Origin of the sequence: Paenibacillus sp. FSL H7-0714, assembly GCF_038003765.1 — a bacterium.
GTDB lineage: Bacteria > Bacillota > Bacilli > Paenibacillales > Paenibacillaceae > Paenibacillus_AQ.
The window spans coordinates 2,823,409-2,847,966 of sequence record NZ_JBBOPT010000001.1 but is presented as its reverse complement, the minus strand read 5'-3'; the positions used below and the strand labels follow the sequence as shown (position 1 = coordinate 2,847,966).

20 protein-coding genes are annotated in these 24,558 nt (G+C 45.5%); 2 read left to right on the top strand and 18 right to left on the bottom strand.

The window, feature by feature from the left end; translation table 11 throughout:
• Positions 1 to 5 precede the first annotated feature (5 nt).
• The 11 genes from rlmN to NST34_RS12535 all read right to left on the bottom strand — a co-directional run bounded on the left by rlmN (position 6) and on the right by NST34_RS12535 (position 12,131).
• The gene (gene rlmN, locus NST34_RS12585) at positions 6 to 1,046 is read right to left on the bottom strand and encodes a 23S rRNA (adenine(2503)-C(2))-methyltransferase RlmN (RefSeq protein ID WP_042187390.1); all 1,041 of its coding nucleotides are present in this window, start codon (positions 1,044 to 1,046) and stop codon (positions 6 to 8) included.
• A 152-nt stretch (positions 1,047 to 1,198) separates the two neighbouring features.
• Positions 1,199 to 2,593 (bottom strand): 16S rRNA (cytosine(967)-C(5))-methyltransferase RsmB, encoded by a 1,395-nt coding sequence (rsmB, locus tag NST34_RS12580; protein WP_341129537.1) that lies wholly within the window; start codon positions 2,591 to 2,593, stop codon positions 1,199 to 1,201.
• Positions 2,594 to 2,670: 77 nt separating this feature from the next.
• Entirely contained in the window at positions 2,671 to 3,606 is a 936-nt protein-coding gene (gene fmt / locus NST34_RS12575) for a methionyl-tRNA formyltransferase (protein ID WP_341060550.1), read from the bottom strand.
• A gap of 4 nt (positions 3,607 to 3,610) precedes the next feature.
• The gene (gene def, locus NST34_RS12570; protein ID WP_042126884.1) at positions 3,611 to 4,096 is read right to left on the bottom strand and encodes a peptide deformylase; all 486 of its coding nucleotides are present in this window, start codon (positions 4,094 to 4,096) and stop codon (positions 3,611 to 3,613) included.
• A gap of 84 nt (positions 4,097 to 4,180) precedes the next feature.
• On the bottom strand, positions 4,181 to 6,712 hold the full coding sequence (gene priA, locus NST34_RS12565; RefSeq protein WP_341127922.1) for a primosomal protein N': 2,532 nt from the start codon (positions 6,710 to 6,712) through the stop codon (positions 4,181 to 4,183).
• A complete protein-coding gene (gene coaBC, locus NST34_RS12560) occupies positions 6,712 to 7,947 on the bottom strand; it encodes a bifunctional phosphopantothenoylcysteine decarboxylase/phosphopantothenate--cysteine ligase CoaBC (RefSeq protein ID WP_076282915.1) in 1,236 nt (411 codons plus the stop codon). Before coaBC ends, priA begins: the two co-directional genes overlap by 1 nt.
• Positions 7,948 to 8,176: 229 nt before the next feature.
• Entirely contained in the window at positions 8,177 to 8,377 is a 201-nt protein-coding gene (rpoZ, locus tag NST34_RS12555; RefSeq protein ID WP_036686188.1) for a DNA-directed RNA polymerase subunit omega, read from the bottom strand.
• 52 nt (positions 8,378 to 8,429) lie between these two features.
• A complete protein-coding gene (gmk, locus tag NST34_RS12550) occupies positions 8,430 to 8,999 on the bottom strand; it encodes a guanylate kinase (protein ID WP_076282916.1) in 570 nt (189 codons plus the stop codon).
• 19 nt (positions 9,000 to 9,018) lie between these two features.
• Positions 9,019 to 9,279, bottom strand: a complete 261-nt coding sequence (gene remA, locus NST34_RS12545) for an extracellular matrix/biofilm regulator RemA (protein ID WP_006209218.1) — start codon at positions 9,277 to 9,279, stop codon at positions 9,019 to 9,021.
• Between the two features lie 48 nt (positions 9,280 to 9,327).
• Complete coding sequence (locus NST34_RS12540; RefSeq protein ID WP_042187381.1) at positions 9,328 to 10,221, bottom strand: YicC/YloC family endoribonuclease; 894 nt, start codon at positions 10,219 to 10,221, stop codon at positions 9,328 to 9,330.
• 38 nt (positions 10,222 to 10,259) lie between these two features.
• Positions 10,260 to 12,131, bottom strand: a complete 1,872-nt coding sequence (locus tag NST34_RS12535) for a bifunctional homocysteine S-methyltransferase/methylenetetrahydrofolate reductase (protein WP_341127921.1) — start codon at positions 12,129 to 12,131, stop codon at positions 10,260 to 10,262.
• Between the two features lie 172 nt (positions 12,132 to 12,303).
• On the opposite strand from NST34_RS12535, the gene NST34_RS12530 reads away from it, so the two are divergent.
• Positions 12,304 to 12,561 (top strand): hypothetical protein, encoded by a 258-nt coding sequence (locus NST34_RS12530; RefSeq protein WP_143759425.1) that lies wholly within the window; start codon positions 12,304 to 12,306, stop codon positions 12,559 to 12,561.
• Here the strand turns inward: NST34_RS12530 and NST34_RS12525 are convergent.
• The 5 genes from NST34_RS12525 to NST34_RS12505 form a co-directional block, all read right to left on the bottom strand.
• Positions 12,534 to 13,634, bottom strand: coding sequence for a GerAB/ArcD/ProY family transporter (locus NST34_RS12525; RefSeq protein WP_076299456.1), 1,101 nt, complete (start codon positions 13,632 to 13,634; stop codon positions 12,534 to 12,536). The two genes, NST34_RS12530 and NST34_RS12525, sit on opposite strands and share 28 nt — an antisense overlap.
• Positions 13,635 to 13,652: 18 nt before the next feature.
• A complete protein-coding gene (locus tag NST34_RS12520; protein ID WP_341127920.1) occupies positions 13,653 to 14,867 on the bottom strand; it encodes a Ger(x)C family spore germination protein in 1,215 nt (404 codons plus the stop codon).
• On the bottom strand, positions 14,857 to 16,521 hold the full coding sequence (locus tag NST34_RS12515; protein WP_445667660.1) for a spore germination protein: 1,665 nt from the start codon (positions 16,519 to 16,521) through the stop codon (positions 14,857 to 14,859). The genes NST34_RS12520 and NST34_RS12515 overlap by 11 nt, the downstream gene beginning before the upstream one ends.
• A 140-nt stretch (positions 16,522 to 16,661) precedes the next feature.
• Entirely contained in the window at positions 16,662 to 17,498 is an 837-nt protein-coding gene (dapF, locus tag NST34_RS12510; RefSeq protein ID WP_042187374.1) for a diaminopimelate epimerase, read from the bottom strand.
• 91 nt (positions 17,499 to 17,589) lie between these two features.
• A complete protein-coding gene (locus tag NST34_RS12505; protein WP_076282923.1) occupies positions 17,590 to 20,409 on the bottom strand; it encodes a calcium-translocating P-type ATPase, SERCA-type in 2,820 nt (939 codons plus the stop codon).
• 293 nt (positions 20,410 to 20,702) lie between these two features.
• Between NST34_RS12505 and NST34_RS12500 the strand changes: the two genes are divergently transcribed.
• Positions 20,703 to 22,592 (top strand): Rqc2 family fibronectin-binding protein, encoded by a 1,890-nt coding sequence (locus NST34_RS12500; protein WP_341127918.1) that lies wholly within the window; start codon positions 20,703 to 20,705, stop codon positions 22,590 to 22,592.
• An 83-nt stretch (positions 22,593 to 22,675) separates the two neighbouring features.
• Here the strand turns inward: NST34_RS12500 and NST34_RS12495 are convergent, their stop codons facing one another.
• The gene (locus NST34_RS12495; RefSeq protein WP_445667659.1) at positions 22,676 to 23,590 is read right to left on the bottom strand and encodes a PHP domain-containing protein; all 915 of its coding nucleotides are present in this window, start codon (positions 23,588 to 23,590) and stop codon (positions 22,676 to 22,678) included.
• 53 nt (positions 23,591 to 23,643) lie between these two features.
• A complete protein-coding gene (locus NST34_RS12490) occupies positions 23,644 to 24,543 on the bottom strand; it encodes a selenium metabolism-associated LysR family transcriptional regulator (protein WP_076282925.1) in 900 nt (299 codons plus the stop codon).
• Positions 24,544 to 24,558 lie beyond the last annotated feature (15 nt).

The window sequence follows — 24,558 nt, the reverse complement described above, 5'->3', positions numbered from 1 at the left end:
TATCCTCACCCCAACTCCATATGTTTGGCACGCAGCTGTCCGCATGCGGCCGCGATATCATGGCCTTGCTCACGGCGAATGGTAACATTCACGCCGTTGTCAGCCAAAATACGTTGAAACTCAAAGATATCATTGCGTGAAGTACGTACATATTTCCGCTCTGGCACGTGGTTTACTGGAATCAAATTGACGTGGCATAGCATGTTCTTAAGCACACCTGCTAATTCCTCAGCATGCTCCGGCTGATCATTCACCCCGCCGATCAATGCATACTCAAAGCTGACCCGTCGCCCCGTCTTAGCTTGATAATAACGTAAAGATTCAATCACATCATCAAACGGAAAGCGACGGTTAACTGGCATTAGCTTCGAACGCAGTTTGTCGTTAGGTGCATGAATCGAAATCGCCAAATTTATTTGTGTATCTTCTTCTGCAAATTTATAAATGCTCGGCACAATCCCGCTAGTGGAAACAGTAATATGCCGTTGTCCGATATTTAGACCTTTCTCATGAATCATAAGACGCAAGAATCTCATTGTTGCATCATAGTTCTCAAACGGCTCACCAGTACCCATGATAACAATACTGCTGACACGTTCACCCCGCTCATCCAAGATCTGTTGAGAGCGTACAACCTGAGCTACAATTTCACCCGCTGTCAAATCACGTTTCAATCCACCAAGCGTAGAGGCGCAGAAGGTACAGCCGATTCGGCAGCCTACTTGAGTTGTTACACAAACGCTATTTCCATAATTATGTTTCATGATAACTGTCTCGATCGCATGATCATCATGCAATCCAAACAGGAATTTTACTGTTCCATCTTTCGATTCCATTTTAGTAATCTCAGTGAGCGCTGCAATGGAGAATTGCTCGTTCAGCTTCTGACGAAGTCCTTTAGACAAATTGCTCATGGATTCGAAGTCACTTACACGTTTTACATACAACCAATCAAAAATCTGTCCACCACGAAAAGCAGGCTCACCGTTATCTTTCGCCCACTGCTGTAACTCTTCTAAAGAAAAATCATATATTAAAGGTTTCATTATTATTAGCACCTGTTCTTTCATAAGGATATGCGTATTATTTCTCATTCTTCCTATTTTAACACAAATTTCAGAGACGGTAAAAGAAAATAGCCCGCCGTACGTTAGCCCGGCGGGCGGAAGATACAACGATTGTCAGTAAATTTGCTATATTACAAGACTCTTTGAAGCTTGGAGATATAGAACCCATCACTGCCATAATGATGTGGCAATAACTGAATCCCCTCACCTACAGCCAGCGCAGTACCTTCCAATCTCCCCCACAGCGGGGAAGCAAATGTTATAGAAGTGAAATCAGGATTTTGCTCCAAAAAGGCAGCTACAACCTCACTATTTTCCGTTTGTTCAGTCGTACAGGTACTATAAACCAGAACACCACCCGGTTTCAACAGTTTAGAAACCGACTGCAGCAGCTGACCCTGCAGTGATGCTACACTTACAACATCCTCAGGCTGCTTACGCCATTTGAGATCTGGCTTACGGCGGATTACACCAAGCCCAGAGCAAGGCGCGTCCAAAAGAATTCTATCGAAGGAATGATGCTCTAAGGTAAGCTCCAGCTCCAGTGCATCTGTACTGCCTGTTACTACGCTTTCGAGACCTAACCGTGCAGCTTGATCCGAGATAAGCTTAGCTTTATGTGGATGCAGATCGTTAGCGAAAATAGATCCTTCATCTTTCATCAGCTCGCCCATGTGGGCCGTTTTGCCCCCAGGCGCGGCGCAGCAATCAAGCACTCTCATTCCAGGCTCAGGTGCAACAGCTTCAGCTACAAGCATGGAGCTTTCATCCTGAACAGATAGATATCCATCCCGGTACCAGGATGAAAGAGCCAGATTACCGCCGCCTTTTACAACAATACCATAAGGACTTACTTCAGAAGCAGAAGCTTGCAGACCTTGTTCAATCATCTGACTCAACAGGGCTTCACGGCTAATCATCGTAGTATTTACGCGTACACTGACAGCAGGTGGCTCATTGTTAGCAGCACAAATAGCTTCCGCAGTGTCAACACCATACTCCGTAATCCAGCGTTTCACTAACCATATAGGATGGGAATACTGAATAGATATCCGTTTCGCAGGACCCAATCCATCAGGTATTACCGGCAGATTTCCAGCGCGCAGCACACTACGAAGCACGCCATTAACCATACCCGAAATTCCTTGATGGCCCTTTTTCTTAGCTATATTAACAGCCTCATTTACAGCTGCATGAGATGGTATGCGATCCAGGTACATAATTTGATATAAGCTTAGACGCAGTAAATTACGCACCCAGGGCTGCAATTTAGCGATCCCTTTGCTAACAAATTCCTCGAGCACATAATCAAGTGTATTCATCCGAGAGATGGTTCCATAGACAAGCTCTGTAACTAGTCCAGCATCTTCTCTGCTAAGTGCAGACTTCTGCAGACTGCTGTTCAGCAATAAGTTGCTGTAAGCCCCTTGTTGTTCGACCTTAACCAGGATATCGAGAGCGATATCGCGGGCAGAAGCTGTAGCAGCATTACCTTTATTTCCGCTACCGCCCTTTTTACCACTCACTGCTTTATGATCGTTACTATTTTTATTACCAGAGTTATGACTTACTCCTGATCGGCCCGCACCGTTACCGCCCGCGCTCAACCTAGCACCATCCCTGGTTTCATGACACCGCCACGGCTAAAATCCGCAGCGCTCATCGCTTTCTTACCAGCAGGTTGAACCGTAGTTAGCAGCAGACTTCCGTCTCCTGTCTTAACCTCGACACCATGTTCAGTGACCGAAAGTACCGTTCCTGGCGCACTATCAGTTGATTTCTGCTCAGCAGGAATTTTTGAAGCCCATACTTTGAAGGTCTCTCCATTCCAAAGCGTAAACGCACCGGAAAAAGGTACTAATCCACGAATTCGATTATAGTTATCACGTGAGCCAGCGTTCCAATCCAAACGCTCATCCTCACGATTTAGGTTAGGAGCAAAGGTCGCTTGACTGTCGTCTTGCGGAGTCGCTTGAACAAGGCCGTTTACTAATCGCGGCATTTCAGACTTCAAGAGATCACGTCCAGCAAGGCTAAGCTTCTCGAACATCGTGCCGGAAGTATCCTCATCCTCGATAGCCACCTCGACGCGCGAGATCATATCTCCAGTGTCAAGTCCTTCAGCCATATACATCAAGGTAACGCCGGTAACCTTCTCACCGTTAATGATACTACGTTGAATCGGTGCGCCACCCCGGTATTTAGGAAGTAGTGAACCATGAACATTCACACAACCATTACGCGGCAAATCCAATACAGCTTTAGGCAAAATTTGACCATAAGCAGCTGTAACAATCAGGTCAGGCTCATATGCAGCTAACTCTGCGACAGCCTCAGGTTTGCGCATCCGTTCAGGCTGGAGCACAGGTAAACCGAGAGATAATGCGGCTTCTTTAACTGGTGAAGGAGCCAAGATCTTTTTACGTCCTTGCGGTCGATCTGGTTGGGTGACGACTGCTACAACTTCATAGCCTTCATCCATCAGCATTTGCAAGCTTGGTACCGCAAAGGCTGGGGTTCCCATGAATACAATCTTCATATCCTCACTCCTCAGTCTCATTGCGTTCAGCTGTCATCTCGTATACTTTTTCAGCGATATCGGTAAACAGTACTCCGTTTAGATGGTCAATCTCATGTTGAAAAGCCCGAGCAAGTAAACCACTGCCGGTAATGGTAATTTCTTTTCCCTCACGGTTAAGACCACGTACGGTTACTGTCTCTGCACGGCGTACATCACCATTTAATCCGGGAATACTAAGACATCCTTCAGGTCCTAGCTGCTCCCCTTCTGTACCGATGATTTCCGGATTAATCATTTTGATCAGCCCGTGCTCTTCATCTGCATCCACCACAATTAGGCGCTTCAAAATGCCAACTTGTGGAGCTGCCAGCCCTACACCTTCAGCGTCATACATCGTATCAGCCATATCATCTAACAATTTTTTAACATTAGGTGTAACTACAGTTACTTCTTTTGCTATTTTGTGCAACACTTCATCCGGTTCCTTAACGATCATACGTATCGCCATTAAAAACACCTTCCCGTTCTGTACATCTCTATATTTAGAGTTTATTGATCTAGCTCTTTTTTTACATTGTAACATGATAACGATTTACATCAACATTTGCGGATCAACATCAATGCTGATCTGAAGCCCTGTATCCCGTACAGAATCCTCCAACTCCTCAGCCACTTGTCGAACAAGCCCTATCACATCGATGGCGCCGCGCCATTTTATCATACATTGGAATCTATATCTACCCTTTAAGCGAGGGATTGGAGAAGCTACGGGACCTAACAGATCTAGTACATCCGTGGTTAGCTTATCTAGACTCCCATACCATCTTAGATTTCTGGCCTTCCCCTGCAGATTCATAGCGTAATTCTCTGCCATCCGGAGTAGTAGCGGTAACTGCTCATGGGATAATGTAACGAGTATCAGTCTGCAATAAGGCGGATAATGTAGCCCTCTGCGATGCTTCAGCTCTTCCCTTACAAAAGAGAGATAGTCATGCCCGCTAGCATGAATAATAGAATAATGCTCTGGTGTATAGGACTGAACAACGACCTCACCCGGAAGCTGATGCCGACCTGCTCTTCCAGCAACTTGTGTAAGCAATTGGAAGGTCTTCTCCGCTGCACGAAAATCGGGCAGGTTCAACGCTGAATCTGCTGTAATTACGCCAACAAGAGTTACGTCAGGAAAATCCAAACCTTTTGCTACCATCTGAGTGCCTAGCAGAACATCCGCTTTTTTGTCTCTGAATTGATTCAGCAGCTTCTCATGCGAACCTTTTTCTGTCGTTGTATCCACGTCCATACGAATCACCCGTATCCCAGGAAACAACTTACCAAGCTCTTCTTCCACCCGCTGCGTCCCCGTTCCGAAGAACCGGATATGCTCACTTCCACACTCTGGACAAAGCTTAGGTGCCGGTTCAGCATGACCACAATAATGACAACGCAAATTGTCACTACGACTATGGTACGTTAATGAAATATCACACTCGGGGCAGCCTGCTACATATCCGCAACTCCGGCACATAACAAACGTCGAGAAACCTCTACGGTTAAGCAATAACACGGTCTGTTCTCCACGTTCCAATCTTTCAGCCAATGCAGCATGAAGCTTTCGACTGAACATTGAGCGATTACCTTCTTTAAGCTCCTCCCGCATATCCACGACATTTACCTTCGGTAGTTCGTTACCAAGCGCGCGGGTAGGCATCTCTAGAAGGACTGGTGAAAAATGAATATCACTCTGCGCTCTAGCAGCATGATAGCTTTCTAACGAAGGCGTGGCGGAGCCTAAAATCACGGCTGCCCCACACTGTTCGGCTCTGCGAATCGCTGCATCACGGGCATGATATTTCGGATTTTCCTCCTGCTTATATGAGGTTTCATGCTCTTCATCCATAATAATCAAACCTAGGTTAGAGAACGGGGCAAACACCGCTGAACGGGCGCCAACGGCAACCGTAGCCTTTCCTTCACGGATTTTGCGCCACTCATCGTAACGTTCGCCAACAGATAATCGGCTGTGCATTACCGCGACACCACTTCCGAAGCGCCCTTTAAAGCGCTCCACCATCTGCGGCGTTAATGCGATTTCCGGGACGAGCACTACGGCCTGTCTACCTTGATCCAGACAACGTTTGATACATTGCAAATAGATTTCTGTCTTACCGCTCCCCGTAACGCCATGTAACAGAAAAACTTCATGGAGCTGTTCTTCTAGCGTTCGTGAAATACGTGTGTATACAATCTCTTGTTCTGCTGTAAGTGGCAGAGGCGTAGTAGGCTTAAAATCACGTCCTTGATAAGGGTCGCGATAGACTTCGATTTCACTGATTTCGATAAAGCCTTTTTCCTCTAAACCGTTCACGGTGCTTGCCGTCACTTGAAGTGCAGACAAGACTTCCTTAAGCGCCATTGGGAGTGTAGCTTCCCTTTCAATCAGAAAGCTAAGTACTTCCTTCTGTCGCGCGGACTTTTTGGGGAATTTATTCAACGCCTCACGAGCAGCGGTGATCCCTATCGCAAGATCTACTGCTTTCAGCTTCTTCTTGCCCATTTTATCTTTAATCGATTGGCTCTCTACAAGAACTCCACGTCTTAGCATGAACTTCACCGTCTCCGCAGCCTCCGGAAATGCACGGGTGAGCTGCTTCATGGAAACTTCGCCATTACGTCCGATAAACTCAGTAATTAGTCGTTCCTCATTCCCTGTATCTGCAAACATAGGGAATAATTCATCATCAGAAAATGCTGCTTCTTCTTCCACATCTCCTAGCGAAATCAGTCGTTCTGCCTTCCCTTTTAGAGCAGTGGGCAGCATCGCTTGCAGGGCTGAAATTCGTCTGCATGCATATCTTTTACTCATCCAGTCCGCTAGCTCAACTAATTCAGGAGATAAAGGTGGAAGCAAATCCAGCACCTCTTGAATAGCCTTAAGACCAGGATTCACTACTGTTTCACCTGACTCCAGAGAAACGACAAAGCCTTGCACCGTGCGGTGTCCAAACGGTACTGCTACTCGGCTGCCCACTTCAATCCATAACTTTAGTGATTCTGGAATACTATAATCAAATGGCCGGTCAGTGCTGCGTACAGGCACATCCACAATGACCTTGGCAATATCCATTATAATGAAGCTCCAGTAATCCGCTCTGCCACGAGCGTCAGCAAGCGGCGAGCGACCTCATCCTTAGACAATTGTGGCAATTCGAGCACCAATCCATCTACATCATAAATCGATACAATATTCGTATCCGATCCGAATCCGGCTCCTGCAGCCGCTACATTGTTTGCAACAATGAGATCGCAGTTTTTGCGGACCAGCTTGTCCTTTGCATAAAATTCTGTGTTTCCCGTCTCCGCAGCAAAGCCGATCAAGAACTGCTTGTCTTTGTTCTTACCTAGCGTTTCCAGAATATCCGTTGTTTTTATAAGCTCAAGAGTCAGTGTATCTCCACTTTTTTTAATTTTGGATGGCTCACTTTGCTTAGGCCGGTAATCCGATACAGCAGCCGCCTTGATCATGATATCGCAGCTATCCCACTGCGCAGTAACCGCATCGTACATCTCTTGTGCAGATTGAACACGAATGACATTCATATCCGGGTCCTGCGGAGGCGCTTCATCTGTTCGCGCAGCAATCAAGGTAACCTCAGCACCCATTGCACGTGCAGCACGTGCCAATGCAAAACCCATCTTACCGGAGGAATCATTGGAGATATAGCGTACCGGATCAATCCGTTCTACTGTACCACCAGCTGTGATGACGATCTTTTTACCCTTGAGTGGACTAGACTTCACACTTTCTTGCAACGCAAAAAAATCCTCAACATTACTTACAATAGTCTCTGGTTCCTCTAAACGTCCTTTACCCACGTAACCACATGCCAGCAGACCTTCTCCAGGCTCAATAAACTGAATACCTCGTTTAGCGAGGGTATCCAAATTGCTAAGTACAGCGGGATGCTGATACATATGAACATTCATAGCCGGTGCCACCATTATAGGTGCAGTAGTAGCGAGTAACGTTGTGGATAACATATCATCCGCAATTCCGTGCGCCATTTTAGCAATAATATTTGCAGTTGCTGGTGCTACTATCACAAGGTCCGCCGAATCAGCCAAATCAATATGCGAGATGGAGGATGGGTCCCGTTCCTGGAATGTATCGCTATATACTCGTTGCTTCGACAGTGACTGTAGAGTTAATTCTGTAATGAACTGCTTTGCCGAAGCTGTCATAATGACATGAACCTCGGCTCCTTTTTGGACAAGCTTACTGGTCAGGGCTGCTGCTTTGTAAGCGGCAATTCCCCCTGTAATCCCAAGTAAAATAGTCTTCCCCTTCAAGCTCTTCAACATGATCTCCCCCCTGTTCCCTTCTCTTACAACGAATGATCTATTTCTTAAACTTCTTATATTTTGAGAAAAAAATAACAACCTTCCGGTTGTCAGAAACAGCCCGGTCTTGGGCTATCAGCATTCATTAAAGACCCATAATTGCTCCATAACCCAAGAAGAAACGGCATCGCCTAATAACAAATAGGCGGTATCCGTTTCTACAAAAGGTCATATCTAAATAGGCTTGAGACTACTCTTCACCACGGGTAAGCGTAATGCGATCTTCGTAAATTTCCTCAAGAGCAACACCGACGAATTTATGCGATCTAGGGTTCTTCACATCTGTCTTGCCACCCTCACGCAATTGTCTAGCACGACGTGCTGCGGCTACAACGAGCGAATACTTACTGTCAACCTTGGTCATCATTTCATCAATTGATGGATATAGCACAGGGACACCTCTTCATAGTTTACTGGTAATACCTTCAGCCTTGCAGCATTCATTATCTAACTTTACAATGTTCGGCGATAATAATGCTTTCTATTCTCTTACAGGCCAGATCAATCTCATCATTTACAACAGCATAATCATAATGCTGCATTAGATTAATCTCATCCTCCGCTACAGTCATGCGGTGATCGATCACATCTGGATGTTCCGTACCCCGTCCGCGTATGCGGTCCTTCAGCTCATCCATAGAAGGTGGAAGAAGGAACACAAAAATACCTTCAGGAAATTTTTCTTTAACTTTGAGAGCTCCCTGAACCTCAATTTCGAGAATAATATCTTTGCCGCTATTGAGAGTTCTCTCTACAAAATCACGTGGAGTACCGTAAAAATTACCTACGTACTCCGCATATTCAAGCAGTTGATCGGCTTCTATCATAGCCGAAAACTCCTCTTTGCTTTTGAAAAAATAATTCACGCCGTCTTCCTCACCCGCACGCGGACTGCGAGTAGTAGCAGAAACTGAGTAGACAAGTTCGGGCATCTTCGGTCGTAGCGCAGTACATACAGTACCTTTACCCACGCCGGAAGGTCCGGATAATATGATGAGCAATCCTTTTGACATAATACACTCCATTTAGTTGTTATTCGTCGTTGTCGTCATCTTTACTGGATAAGCGATGCGCTACAGTCTCCGGCTGTACAGCCGACAGAATGACATGATCACTATCTGTAATGATTACGGCACGAGTCCGTCGGCCATAGGTGGCGTCGATCAACATATGTCGATCTCGAGCCTCCTGGATAATGCGTTTGATTGGTGCAGATTCCGGACTGACGATGGAAATAATGCGATTGGCGGACACAATATTCCCAAAGCCAATGTTGATAAGTTTGATTGCCATGTTCCGGTAGTTCCCCCCATAAAGTTCTATGCTATTGCCTGTTCCCGGTTACTCTATGTTTGCCGCTTGTTCACGAATCTTCTCCAGCTCAGCTTTCATGTCTAGCACAAGACCCACGAGTGTTAAATGATTACATTTCGATCCGATTGTATTCGTCTCCCGGTTCATCTCCTGAATGAGAAAATCCAGCTTGCGTCCTACCGGTCCTTTCCCCTTCAGGAGGGTTCTGCATTGTTCGAAATGACTATACAACCGGGTCAACTCTTCATCAATATTACAGCGATCTGCAAAAATAGCGATTTCCATCCCGAATTTATGCTCATCAAAAGCGAACGTCCCATCATTTAACTCATTTAATCGATGACGAAGCTTGTCACGATATTCAATGATTACAACAGGTGCAAGTTCGACCATTTCAGCATGCATGGATTCGAGATGATTGAGACGCTGTTCAATATCAGCGGCTAGAAAACTGCCTTCACGGGCGCGCATCTCTAGCAGAGACTGCAAACTCTGCTCAAGTCCCGTCTCCAACATTTCAGAGTAGTCTTCTAAGGCCGCGGACACGGCACCCGCAGCCTCATCTTTGCTTTCCATAATACCGGGTATAGAAAGTATATCACGTAGAGTCAACTCACCGGACAAACCATACTCGTTCTTAAGCTGATCTGCTGCCTTAAGATAAGTCATGACAGTAGAGCGATTCAGAACCGGTCCGGAAGACGACTCATCGTGCTCTCTATTGATGGTAACATCTATCCTTCCCCGTTTGACGTGCTGCTGAACCTTTCTTCTCAGCACATCCTCATAACCCGTCCAATCCCGGGGCATCCGCAGTACAACTTCGCAGTACCGGTGATTCACCGATTTCACTTCGAACATAATCTTGTAGCCGCCGAATTGCAGGGACGATTGACCGTATCCGGTCATGCTAAATGACAACGGAATCACATCCATTACACTATTGTAATTGATTATTACTAGCGAAACAAGGGGGACAATTTACGTCCTGATTTCTCCCATACATACTCGATCAACTGTGTACTCATATCATAGAACATAAACGGTGTCATCAAATAGATCCCATTGAAATGGGCAGTTGCAACATCTAACAACTCTTTAGCGATGGCGACCCCTTCAGCTCTTCCTGCTTCTCCTTCAAGTCCCTTCATGCGATTCCGGACATCATCCGTAAGCTGGATTCCCGGAACCTCGTTATGCAGGAACTCTGCATTACGCCCACTAGCCAGTGGCATCACACCAATAAACACAGGAATATCCAGATGTGCAGTTGCCTCAGCGATCTTTACGATAAGCTGCTGATCATAGACAGGCTGAGTCATAATATAATCAGCACCAGAGGCAATTTTCTTCTCCAGTCGCTGTACGGCCTTATCTAAATGTTTCACATTCGGGTTAAAGGCAGCACCAATAACAAAATTTGCTTTCTGCTTCAAAGGTTTACCTGAAAAGGAAATGCCATCATTCAACTGCTTAATCATACGAATAATCTCAAAAGAGGTTAAGTCGTAAACCGAACTTGAGCCGGGAAGATCTCCGAATTTCGCTGGATCTCCAGTCACCGCTAACACATGATCAATTCCTAGCGCATCAAAACCCATCAAATGCGATTGGGTACCAATCAGATTGCGATCGCGACAAGCAATATGCACTAGTGGACGGAGTCCAGTTTTAGCATGCACCAAATGGCCCAAAGCCATATTACTCATCCGTGTAACAGCCAGTGAGTTATCGGCGAGTGTCAGCGCATCCGCACCTGCTCTTCTCAACGCTTCTGCACCCTTCATGAACTTGCCGATATCCAAATCACGAGGTGGATCAAGCTCAACGATCACCGTATGACGTTCCTTGACTAGATCAAGCAGGTTCGGCTCACGACCATCTCTTCCCTCATCTTCGCCAAAATGCTCCTGCAAAGATACACGCTCCACAGTCGGAAGCGTCGGTTCTGGAAGTGGCTGAGGTACGTAATCTTTCAATGCGGAAGAAATTTCAGCAATATGCTGCGGAGTAGTACCACAGCAGCCCCCAATAATTCTGCAACCCATTTCTGCAAAAGTAACTGCCATTTGTCCGAAATATTCCGGTGAGGCTCCATACCGATATTCTCCATCTACATAATCCGCAACGCCCGCATTCGGATAGACCGAGGTAGGCAGAATAAGATTGCCTTGTACCGCTTTTAGTGCTCTCTTAATCCCGTTTGGGCCAGTATTACAGTTAAATCCGATGATATCCGCTCCATCACCTTCTAAGATCCGGAAAGCCTCTGGTAACGTCAATCCATCTAATGTACGTGCCGATTCATCCACAGCAAATTGGCAAATGACTGGGAGAGTACTATGTTTACGTACTGTTCTTAGCGCAAGATGCAGTTCCTCGACATCGTAAAAGGTTTCTAGCATAACGCCGTCTACTTCTTCTTCTAACAAAGCTGTAATCTGCTGTGTAAAATACCTCTTCAACTCTGTCGATGAGAGATTTGCACGCTTACCGGCGCGAATAGAGCCTACAGCACCTAATACATAGCCTGTATCTCCAGCAGCTTTACGAGCGATTCTTACTCCGGCGCGATTAATTTCTTCAACCTTGGACTCCAAACCATATTTGGACAGCCTGTCAAAATTCGCTGAGAAGGTGTTGCTTTCTAGCAGCACTGCTCCTGCATCGATATAGCTGCGATGGACATCTTCGATAACCCCCGGAGAGGTCAAATTTAATTCTTCGTAGGAAATGCCGACAGGGAAACCCTTCTGATATAAATAGGTACCCATCGCTCCGTCTCCGACCAATACTTTGTTTCCCCATGCGGAACGTAAATCCGGCTTCACTGCAAGATCCTCCCCTGTCACATTAGGTTCTACTTTAGTTTCATACTAATGTAACATAAATCGCTATGGATGATAAGCTTTCATAAGAAAAGCAATCAACCCCCCAGTGGTATGAATGATCAAGTATTAAAAGCCTCATACTAACGTTAAAAACAATAAAAGGGGTATTTAAGTGAAGAAAAAAACAAGAAAGTTTCTGATCCGAAAATACACGGTAATTCTACTCTTATGCATTCTCTGCTTATTATTTCTGTATTTGGGAGATTGGATGTACGGATATGGTCTGGGCAATATCGGTTATATTCTAAATTACTTGCTATATACCCCCTCTGAGAAAGTCGCTGCTTGTATTTTATTGCTATGCCTGATTATTCCCGATATCCTAGCCTGGAAGACGGGGCATCAACCAGAACGAGGAGGGGAACTGTGACTTCTTATCGCTGTAATAATAATTAGGAGCAATGGAATCAACACCATAAAGAAGGGAAAGACCGTGTATAGCAGTTTCCCTCCCTCTTCAATATGTTCTGTGAAGCTTCGGGCATTCAGCATCGAACTGAACAGGATTATTAGAGCTACCGGATACACCATTCTTCGGTAAGGAATCTTGAACAATTCTGAAATCCCAATAAGTGCTGCTGCAAAAAAAACAGACAATTTGAAAAAAACACCGATTATTAGCACCATGACAATTAGAATATCTACACGTTGAATAAAATCGGAGATAGAGATCTTACTGATCGTAGGCATTAAGGGGAACGGAGAACGCCTGACAATATCTGTACCAAGCACCGATATATTTAAGGCCATGGTCATACTTAACAGTATACCTGATACAAATATGCCCGCTGCGATTACCCAAGGACCTTTTTTAACGTTATTCAGATAGGGCATAAGCATAGTAAAACAGATCATTTCACCAAAAGGGAAAATGTAGTTTTGATGTAAAACAGAAGAAACAATTGGCTTAATTCCATTCTCAAAAACAGGGAGCAAACGGTTCAAATTAATGGAGCCCGAGAACATTAACATGCTCGAACAAAATAAACCGATTAATATCACAATCACCGCAAACACCAACGAAGTTCGGGACAGCACTTCTACTCCTTTATGCAATACATAAGCACTAGATAATACCATTAACATCGCTACAATGAATAACGGCGTCCTGTGCATAGTAGCCATAACTAGCATAGAGCTACCATCTCGCAGATCACGACCAGCCAAATTAAGAAATATCACGATATAAGCTATGGATATCAACGAACCCACATATTTACCAAATAGTTGCCGGATATATGCCGTAAGGGGCAGATTCGGAAACTTTCTATAAAGATAGGCATATCCTGCAAAAACAATTAATCCTATCAAATTCCCCAGCAATATGGAAATCCAAGCATCCTTATCAGACTCCATTCCAAGATTCACTACCAGCGCCGTCCCTAGTTCAAACAACACTGTCAGGGTGAAAAATTGAAGTAGTCCTATTTTTATATTTCCCATAGCTGCCCTCCTAAATTATCATTTCTTTTTGGACTGAAAGGAATCACTCCGCATGTCGGTATGCCGAATAACTATATCCACATTAAACTTGATCTCACAGGTTGCAAATATGCTATCCCAATGATCTTTTACTTGCTTCCACCCCCGCGGATTCTCTCGTTCTACAACTTCACCAAATCCAAGATAATCGCTTTTTAACGAACGAGCTGCTGAGACAGCTGCATGTAACTTATCATTGATACTCTGTTCTAGAAGTTCCGAAAGATTATTTAAGACCTTGGGATCTGTCAAATCCAAAGCATTAGGCGATTCTTTTAAACCTGCCTGCTCAGTGATATTTATTGTGATTACCGGATGCTCCGCGTCCTTCGCATCAGCATGAATATGTACCTGAGATAAATACACGATGAACGCTACATATTCATCCTCACCAATCGAAACCACTACTGGAATTTGTGTAATTTTATTCTTTAGCAGGGCAGTGCCCATAGCTTCATCACCTCGTAGCCAGCCTTTCAGCTTGTCCTCTTTAAATGCAGCGAAGTCTGTAACTCTAAGAATGGCCTCAGGATCTATATTTTTCAAACTGTCGTTATTATCTTTTTTGTCCAATTCGCCTGTTACCATTACCCCATTGACGATAGGCCCACCACCTGGAATTTGAATACCACGAATTATATCGTCTACTTCCATACGGTAATTATATCCATACTGTTTAGAGGTCGTCTGCAGCTTCTCCACTAGATCATTGGCGGGTATTTTGCCAAACGTAGTCATGGTCGTCATACTATCTACCGCCGGCTGTCCCTTTGATATAAAAATAAAACTGCTTAGCCTAGTTTCACTCTCTCTTTCTAGGACATCCATCATATCTTTGATACCTTCGCGAGCAAACTTCTCCGAAATAACGATCACTCGGATATGTCCTAAGGACAAGAAACGCGCAGTCTGACGCGAGGCATTAGCCAGCGCTTCAAACATTGTACGTCCACTGCCTTTATATACTACGACTGGCGAAGTACCTCTGGCGTTCTCGCCAGAGATTTCGTCAGCAATTATAATCTGAAAAGATAATACATATTTTTCCTCATCTGTAGGACCTCTATCAATAGCCACTCCAGAAACGATTGCCCTTCTATTTAACTCCACACTGTCCCAGCAGCCTGTAAGACTGAGAAATATCAATAAACATAGCAGGACAACCCCAATAAAAATAGTGCGATTACTCTTCATCCTGCGCTCCTTTTTTTGGATGCTTTGCCCCAGTAGATTTTTCAAGGATTTTAGGAGAAACATTCTGTTCATGTCCTGTTGAGATCTTCTTTCCTTCCGAAATGCCTTCTTGCCTCTTTGTTGTAGAAACTCGCTCCGTTCTCAAAGCCCATAAGGGCAGTCTTAAGAACGCATCTTTTTGACCATGTGAGGATATAGGCACAATAGGGGATAGATAAGGGACACCGAATGAACGCAGACTATTCATATGTGCAAGCAAAACAATTAAGCCTAAAGTAATCCCATAAAAACCAAACATACCGGCCAGCACTAAAAATCCGAAACGGATAATTCTTCCTGATATCGCCATGTTATACGCAGGTATAGCAAAGCTCGCAATCCCTGTCAGCGCTACTACAATAACCATAACCGGTGTGATAATTCCTGCTTCCACTACTGCCTGACCCAAAATAAGCGCCCCTACAACGGATACAGTCTGTCCCACTGCACGCGGCATCCTTACTCCAGCTTCTCTAATGATCTCGAACGCTCCCTCCATCAGGAGTGCCTCCACAAAAGCAGGAAAAGGTACATTTTCACGTTGTGATAATAGATTGATTAACAGGGTTGTAGGAATCATCTCATAATGGTAAGTGGTTAACGCTATATAAACGGAAGGCCCAAGAATTAGTACAATAAAACTGATATATCGAACAAGACGCATGAGAATTGTAATATCGAACCTTTGAGCATAATCCGAGGCAGACTGAAAAAACAGTGTAAATACCGCAGGCAAAATCAATACAAACGGGGTGCCATCTATAATGATCACAACCCTACCCTCTAATAGGTTCGTCGCTGCAACGTCAGGCCGTTCACTATTATTAATAGTTGGAAAAGGTGTGAAGGTTTTATCCTGAATCAGCTCTTCGATATAACCTGATTCCATGATGGCATCGACATTAATCTGTTGTAGCCGATTTCTCACCTCTTCTACCAACTTCTCGTCTGCATTGTCTTTAATGTACATGAGGGCCACATCTGTGTGAGTTACCTTTCCGATCTTTAAATGTTCTAGTCTTAGCTTAGAAGACTTAATTCTTCTCCGAATCAAGGAAATGTTCGTAGCTACAGATTCAACAAAACTATCCTTTGGGCCTCGCACGACTAGCTGGGTGGATGGTTCGCTGACGGAGCGAGCTTCTCCTCCCTCGGTCTCACACACAATTGCACTGTCATAACCTTCAATCAGAATGACCGTTTTGCCAGAAAGGATCGCCAGTAGAACCTCATTCCACTCCTCTTGCAGCTGTGCTTGACCTATTTCCAAAGCACGGTTCAATACGAATTCCTTAAGATCATTTGTTGCAGAGATGTTCTCTTTGAGCATTTCGTCTGTGATTCCGAGTAACGAACCGATTACGAATTCATCGACCGTTTCCTTGTTGACAAGACCATTAAGATGAATCGCTGCTGCTTGAACGGGGCTCTCACCTCCGATCTTTACCTGACGAATTTTGAGATCAGGACTATGACCCAACTCATTATCTATTTGGTCGAGCGTTTGGTCCAAATCATCGGTAAGCCTCGGAATTCGAGTATCTTCATGACCTGAGGCTCCTTGTTGTTCCTTAGCGGATTTGTTTCTTCTGTTTATCCCGTTTATGTTCAACAAGGTCCCCCCTTTTTTTCAATCTTAGGGGTATTATTCTCGGTTATCCCTTCCATTATTCGGCTACATAAAGTCGCAAGGATGTGGAAACACAAAAAGACAGCCCAAGAGATTACTCTTAGGCTGCCTTTTTAAGTGTTTTTCTAAATGGCTACACTGCCTGTGAATGCAACCTCGGCAGGACCTGTCATATACACATGGTTATCCTCTTCGTTCCATTCAATATAGAGATCGCCACCCTTTAGACTAATCCAAGCCGCCCGGTCTGTCAGACCATTGAGCACAGAAGACACTAAAGTTGCGCAAGCTCCAGTCCCACAAGCAAGTGTTGGTCCAGCTCCGCGTTCCCATACCCGCATATCTACTCTGCCTCGATCCAGAACCGTCGCGAACTCGACGTTTACCTTTCTCGGGAACAATGGATGTACCTCTAGCTTAGGTCCCCATGTCGCAAGATCGAAAGAAACTGCATCTTCTACATAGATAACGCAATGAGGATTACCCATAGATACTGCAGTAAACTTAAATTCGGTTCCATCCGATTCAATCCGCTCTGAGAGCACGGGTTCTGCATCAATAGCTACCGGAATTTGAAGACCGGACAATACAGGTTCACCCATATCAACCGTTACAGTTTCCACTACACCGTCTTTTACATTCAAGGTAACCTTTTGTTCTCCGGCACCAATCGTTTCAATAACAATCTGCTCGGAGTTTACCAGGCCATGATCGTAGACATATTTGGATACACAGCGAATGGCATTTCCGCACTGCTCTGCTTCCGAGCCATCAGAATTCATAATGCGCATCATGTAATCGCCGCGTTCAGACGGAAGGATGTATACAAGTCCGTCCGCACCAATTCCGAAGAATCGATTGCATAACGTTACAGCAAGATCCGCTGCATTACTTGGTAGCTCTTGCTCGCCGAAAACTACGATGAAGTCATTGCCTAGGCCGTGCATTTTTGTGAATTCCATTGAAAGTCCACTCCTAAAGGTTATGTTAAGTTAGATACGAGCTGTTAACTGCAACAAGTATACCTTTAGGAATGGAGCGTTACTATTAACTTTATGCCGAAATTTTTGTACTTTTTATCATCGAATTACTGCCGCTACGACCTCGATTTCGTTTACCGCCCCAAACACTGCCAGCCCCCATCAAGAAGGTCGGAATTCCCGCTGTTACGAATACTAGACACCATTCACGGAAATTAAGCGGCACTGTTTTGAAGACGGGCTGGAGAAATGGAATATACATAACAGCCAGCATCAAAATCACGGATGACAATACAGCAAGAACTAGGTACTTATTCTGGAACGGATTTCGATGGAACACCGAACGAGAACTGCGGCAATCGAAGACATGAATCAACTGAGCCATAACGAGTGTTGCAAAAGCTACAGATTGTGCTCGAATCAGCTGCGCTGGATTCTCTGGTGCTACACGTAAGGTTAGCCAAAATGCTCCTAACGTACATAAACCGATTAAAAATCCACGGCTTATGATCTTCCACCCTAAACGACGGGCAAAAATATTTTCCTTTGCACCACGCGGCTTATGCTCCATTAAGTCCTTCTCAGGCTGGTCAACACCAAGCGCCATCGCTGGCAGTCCGTCTGTCACCAAGTTGACCCATAAAATTTGAATAGGCACTAATGGCAGAGGCAGACCGAGCATCATGGCAAAGAACATGGTCAAGATTTCCCCTACATTTGATGCGAGCAGGTATCGAATGAATTTACGAATGTTCTCATAGATGTTTCTACCCTCTTCAATGGCGGCAACAATGGTTGAGAAGTTGTCATCCCCTAGCACTAATGAAGATGCTTCCTTGGTCACATCTGTTCCGGTGATCCCCATAGATATTCCTATATCTGCCGCTTTAATGGCTGGAGCATCATTGACTCCGTCTCCGGTCATAGCCACAACATGACCACGGCGCTGCAAAGACTTCACGATACGAAGCTTATGCTCTGGAGAAACGCGGGCGAATACGTACACATTATCCGATACTTTATCCAGCTCATCATCATCCATCCGAGTCAGTTGAGCCCCTGTTAATACTGTGCCCCCACGTTGCAGAATTCCTAATTGGTGAGCAATGGCCTCTGCAGTCGTTCCGTGGTCCCCAGTAATCATCACAGTCTTAATTCCTGCTCGGCGTGTGACGCTAATGGCATCGCGAACTTCACGCCGTGGCGGATCAATCATTCCAGCCAATCCGATAAAGACAAGTTGGCACTCCGCATCCTTTTCACTATCCACATGTTCACTTGGACGCATATCACGATAAGCCATACCTAGGACACGAAGTGCACCTGAAGCCATTTGCTCATTGGCATCAAGTACTTTCTGCCGCAATGTTGGCGTTAAAGGCACGACACCGCCCTCCCAGAGCATATACGAACAGCGATTAAGCAGCACATCAGGCGCGCCTTTCGTACATACCATCCGTCCTCCGGGATGACCAATAATAACTGACATTAACTTCCGCTCGGAATCAAAAGGAAATTCCTTCTCACGGGAGTAGGTTACGGCTAGCGTCTGGGCGGTCAAACCCATCTTCCCTGAAAGCGCTACTAGAGCTCCTTCCGTTGGATCTCCTTTGAGTTCCCAGATCGATGAGCTGTCAGAAGATTTATCAACTACAATGCCCTTATCCTTCCCTTTACGCTTACCTCGCACTTCGGTCGGAAAGGTCTCAATAATCTCCGCATTACTGCACAAAGCACCCACCTGTAGCATCCGTCTTAAACTTTGATCATTTTTGAGATCTACCGGTTTACCTTTCTCCAGAACCTGTCCGTTCGGAGCATAACCTTCACCTGTTACTTCAAGGCCACGTCCGCCCGTCCATAATCTGGTCACCGTCATTTTATTCTGAGTCAATGTACCCGTCTTGTCCGAACAGATGACGGATGCGCAGCCCAAGGTTTCCACTGAAGGTAACTTACGAACGATAGCCTTTCGTTTGATCATCCTCTGCACGCCCAGCGCAAGTGCGATGGTTACAATGGCCGGAAGCCCTTCCGGAATCGCAGCGACCGCCAAGCTTACCCCGGCCAAGAACATTGCTGTGGCAGGCTGTCCATGTAAAATACCGGCTGCTACAACTACAATAGTTAAACCTAGTGATACATAGATCAAAATTTTTCCTAACTGCTCGAGACGATGCTGAAGGGGAGTCTCCTGAGATTCTGTATTCTGGATCAGGTCTGCAATCTTACCCATCTCTGTGTCCATACCCGTACGAATTACGATTGCTTTACCAGTACCCCTGGTTACCATTGTGCCCATGAACCCAAGATTCTTCTGATCGCCGAGCGGAATCTCCTCCGCGCGGATCACATCCGAATGCTTCGAGACAGGCAGTGATTCCCCAGTTAGCGCGGATTCCTCCACATATAGAGAACTGCAATCCAGCCATCGAATATCCGCGGGTATTCGATCACCACTCTCCAGCAAGACAATATCACCTGGTACTAACATCTTTGCTGGAATAACCTCGCTGTTCCCCCCACGCAGTACTTTGGCAGAAGGTGCGGAGAGCTGTTTTAAAGCTCTTAGCGAACGTTCGGCGCGGAACTCTTGAACAAACCCAAGGGCTCCGTTTAAAAGGATAATCGCGATGATCGTGATGGCATCCAAATATTCGCCAAGCAAACCGGATACGAGCGTCGCACCCATAAGCACAAGCACCATGAAATCCTTAAACTGGTTCAACAGCAGGGTAAACGGGGATACGGTCTTTCCTTCGGACAGCTCGTTATACCCATTTTGCTTCCGTCGCTCCGCGGCATCCTCTCCACTGAGGCCCGTCCTCGGATGGACATTGAACATTTTCTGCAGCTCTTCTGCACCGAGCCGGTGCCAACTGTTTTGTTCCATGACTTTTCTTTCCCTCCCGGTCGTTTCTTGACTTCCGGCGGCGCACAGCTTTTCCACCTGTTCATGACCAAGTGTATTCAAGGTCGTCCAATAATATCACCGCCTAACCAATTCCCCTTTTGCGCGAATGTCCCAAAGTATGGCATCATAGAGAGGTAAGCTTAAACGTCTTCGGTGTTCTTATAAGGGCGGTAAGCGTTTAAACAAGAAATATAAGATATAAAGTATGATGTGAAACTTATACTTTCTTATATTTTCAGAAATTCAATTCACGTCGACAGGAGAGCTTTATCATGGCATTAGACGGCATTGTTACCCGAGCTATCGTGCACGAACTGCAATCATTCATCGGTGCGCGTATAGGCAAAATATATCAACCGAGCAATCACGATCTTATCTTCAACCTGCGGGGTGCCGGTGGCGGCGGCAAGCTATTGCTCTCTGCTAATCCGACATATCCGCGTCTGCATCTTACAGAAAGAAGCAGCATAAACCCATCAGAAGCACCTATGTTCTGCATGCTCATGCGTAAGCATTGTGAAGGTGGGGCTATTGAGAGTATCACTCAGGTAGGCATGGAACGAATTATTCACATAAATGTTAAGACTAGAGATGAGCTTGGAGACGTTTCTGCCAAAAAGATCATCATAGAGCTCATGGGACGGCATAGTAATATCATCCTTACTGAGCTCAGCACAGGAACGATCATAGACGGCATTCATCATGTTACTCCATCAATCAGCAGCTACCGGATCGTAATGCCCGGTGTCGCTTACACAGAGCCTCCTCAGCAACACAAGCTGAACCCTCTGGAGATCGATAAAGAACGATTTCTCAATTTGATCTCAGCTGCTGAAGAATCCGCTCTACTGGAAGAAGATGAGAAGGAGGCCGAACCGGAAGAAATCATTGAAGGTGAGCTCGCCAACCTGATTACAAAAGAAGAGGTTGAACAGAAACCTGACGGCTCAGGCGGTCCTTCCCCATCAGCTGACCCGGTAGGCTGGATGGTGCATGCCTTCAGCGGAATGAGTCCACTTGTTGCCGGAGAGATTGCTCTTCGTCTCAGAAATGACCTTGCGATAGGTGTTACACAGGGATCTGCACCAGAATTTCCAACAAAGTTATGGGACGCCTTCCAGTCTGTAATGGGACCTGTCCATAATTGCGAATTCTCTCCTATTTCAGGTGCGAATACGAAAGGGAAAATGATTTTTTCCGCGATTCCGTTATCTCTATTGGGTGAGAATGCGAAGCAATATAACACGATTAGTGAGTGCATGGAGGATTATTACGGGGATAAAGCTGAACGTGATACGGTGAAGCAACGGGTAAGTGATTTGATCCGTTTCCTGAGCAACGAACGTAGCAAAAACGTTAAGAAGCTTGCCAATCTACAGAAGGATCTAGACGAAGCGCAAGACGCAGATCGCTATCGTATTTGGGGTGAATTGCTATTCGCGTCCTTACATGCCGTGTCCAAAGGAGATAAAGAAGCCTCTTTGGTCAACTATTATGACGAAAATCAGGCAGAAATGGTCATCCCACTCGACCCTTTATTAAGCCCATCGGATAATGCACAACGTTATTTTAAAAAGTACAACAAATATAAAAACAGCCTCCTTGTCATTAATGAGCAGCTGATTAAGACCCATGAGGAAATATCCTACATGGAAAGTTTACTTCAACAGCTTGCCCATGCCTCATTGAATGACATTGAAGAGATCCGCGACGAGCTTGTAAGTCAAGGATATCTTCGCGACCGAAGCAAAAAAGGCAAGAAAAAGAAAAAAGCAACCAGACCTACATTGCAGGTCTTCACCTCGTCTGAAGGCATCGACATTTATGTCGGAAAAAATAATTTACAGAACGAATACGTCACTAATCGACTGGCTTCACCTAATGACACTTGGCTGCATACCAAGGATATTCCTGGTTCTCACGTTGTCATCCGTAGTGAGGAATTTGGAGATGCCACACTGGAAGAAGCCGCCCAGCTTGCCGCTTATTACAGTCAGGCGAAGCAGTCAAGCAGTGTGCCTGTAGACTGCACACTGATCCGCCATGTCCGCAAACCGAGTGGCTCGAAACCCGGATTTGTGATCTATGATCATCAGAAAACATTGTTTGTCACTCCAGATGAAAATCGCATTAAGAGTCTTCCAAATACGCTGAGAAGCTAAATAACAAAAAGAACCGGCTGTCGTCCATTTGTGGATGACAGCCGGTTTTCGTTTTTCAGTATATTATGTTCAACTGATTGAACTTAGTTTTGACGTAACATGCCAGCAACCTTCTTCAACTGTTCCAGAGCTTCAACAGAAACCGTAACACTACCGATATCTCCATGGAATACAACACCTTGACGAGCACCATGAAAATCCGAGCCACCGGTTATAATTAAGCTGTATTCTTCAGCCATGGTTAGGTAACGCTCTGAATCAGCGGGTTCGTGATCCGAATGATAAACCTCAATCCCTTTAAAAGCCCCCCGCTCCATAATCCCTCGTACTAACTGGTCGTCACCATATAGGCCTGGATGCGCCAATACTGGAGACCCACCCGCCTCGATAATCCAATCACAGGCTTCCTCGGGCGTGATTCGTGGGGGTGACACGTAAGCCGCTGCACCTTCGGCTAAATACTTATTGAACGCATCTCTCATATCCGTAGCTGCTCCAAGACGAACCAGCTCATCAGCAATATGTGGTCGACCAATACTCTCATCAGGCTTCAGTTCCCGTCCAATTCCCGCGACAACTGCCTCAAGCGTAATTTCAATCCCAAGCCCACGTAATTTTGAGAGGATCGCATCATTCCTTAGTGCCCGGGTTTCTCTTAGCCCTTCCAAACGGGAAAGAAACAACTCATTTGCTGGATCTATGTAGTATCCAAGGACGTGAATATCTTTTCCTCCAGCACGAGTGCTGATCTCTACACCCGGTACAACAGTGATTCCGTACTTCTCTCCTGCTTCGAGAGCTTCCTTCACACCAGCCACAGTATCATGATCCGTAATGGCAACTGCGATTAGTCCCTTCTCTTTAGCGAGACGTACATTTTCCTCCGGTGGCTGCATGCCATCAGAGGCTAGAGTATGCGTGTGAAGATCGCATCGTGAGGCGTCAATATTCTCCGGTCTGTCGCCCTTCAGTTCATCCAGTCTAGTTTCATTCTCCAATTCTATCACCTCTATCGCTAGTTTCTAAGTTTCCTGCCTCTGGTCATATTGCTTTAGTTATCATTCGAATGCTCGCGCAAAAAAGTCAAGAACGTCACTGCAGAAATTGGCAGCAGTGTCGATTTTAGATGAATGGCGTAGAATTGTCTTTTAAATGAGGCATCCGAGATATTCACGATTTTCAGTAGTCCAAGCGCAACCTCATGTTTAACAGAAGAAGTCGAGATAATAGTAACCCCAAGACCTGCCTCCACTGCCGACTTCACAGCACCCGTACTACCAAGCTCCATCACTATTTTCATCGATCCCGGATCAAGCCCCTTCGAGAACAGCTGCTCTTCCATCACACGCCGCGTTCCTGAGCCCTGCTCACGCAGGACAAAAGGGTGCTGAAGCACCTCCTCCAAAGTGACCTCTTGCTGCTCTGCAAGCGGATGATCATAGGGCACAATCAACTTCAATTCATCCCCCATCACCGGCTCAATCACCATATCAGGATGTGTTACCGACGCTTCAATTAAACCAAAATTCAACTGATGTTTTAGGATTTCCTCCATAATTTGCGAGGTATTCATGACCTTCATCATGATTGAAATGTTCGGATATTGCTTTCCAAAAGGACCTAAGAGCCGTGGCAGCACATACTCCCCAATGGTAAGGCTTGCCCCAAGCTGCAAGCGCCCTTCCAACATATGCGTAAACGCCGACATCGCTTGATCCGTCTCCCGCATCAATTGGATACTGCGCAGCGCGTATGGCATTAACGTATGACCTGCTTCGGAGAGCATGATTTTTTTGGTAGAACGATTGAAGAGCTTGGTTCCAAAATAATCCTCTAGCGCCTGTACTTGCATGGTCACTGCTGGTTGAGTCATATGTAATGTCTGTGCCGCTGCCGAGAAGCTTCCTCGCTCTAAGACAGTATAAAAAATATGTAATTGATGAAAGTTCATGCTCTGCAACTCCTT

Excerpts from the sequence above, each read along its gene's own strand:
- rlmN (WP_042187390.1), bottom strand. The coding sequence starts at position 1,046 with ATGAAACCTTTAATATATGATTTTTCTTTAGAAGAGTTACAGCAGTGG.
- fmt (WP_341060550.1), bottom strand. The coding sequence starts at position 3,606 with ATGAAGATTGTATTCATGGGAACCCCAGCCTTTGCGGTACCAAGCTTG.
- def (WP_042126884.1), bottom strand. The coding sequence starts at position 4,096 with ATGGCGATACGTATGATCGTTAAGGAACCGGATGAAGTGTTGCACAAA.
- priA (WP_341127922.1), bottom strand. The coding sequence starts at position 6,712 with ATGGATATTGCCAAGGTCATTGTGGATGTGCCTGTACGCAGCACTGAC.
- coaBC (WP_076282915.1), bottom strand. The coding sequence starts at position 7,947 with ATGTTGAAGAGCTTGAAGGGGAAGACTATTTTACTTGGGATTACAGGG.
- gmk (WP_076282916.1), bottom strand. The coding sequence starts at position 8,999 with ATGTCAAAAGGATTGCTCATCATATTATCCGGACCTTCCGGCGTGGGT.
- remA (WP_006209218.1), bottom strand. The coding sequence starts at position 9,279 with ATGGCAATCAAACTTATCAACATTGGCTTTGGGAATATTGTGTCCGCC.
- NST34_RS12525 (WP_076299456.1), bottom strand. The coding sequence starts at position 13,634 with ATGGGAAATATAAAAATAGGACTACTTCAATTTTTCACCCTGACAGTG.
- NST34_RS12520 (WP_341127920.1), bottom strand. The coding sequence starts at position 14,867 with ATGAAGAGTAATCGCACTATTTTTATTGGGGTTGTCCTGCTATGTTTA.
- dapF (WP_042187374.1), bottom strand. The coding sequence starts at position 17,498 with ATGGAATTCACAAAAATGCACGGCCTAGGCAATGACTTCATCGTAGTT.
- NST34_RS12505 (WP_076282923.1), bottom strand. The coding sequence starts at position 20,409 with ATGGAACAAAACAGTTGGCACCGGCTCGGTGCAGAAGAGCTGCAGAAA.
- NST34_RS12500 (WP_341127918.1), top strand. The coding sequence starts at position 20,703 with ATGGCATTAGACGGCATTGTTACCCGAGCTATCGTGCACGAACTGCAA.
- NST34_RS12490 (WP_076282925.1), bottom strand. The coding sequence starts at position 24,543 with ATGAACTTTCATCAATTACATATTTTTTATACTGTCTTAGAGCGAGGA.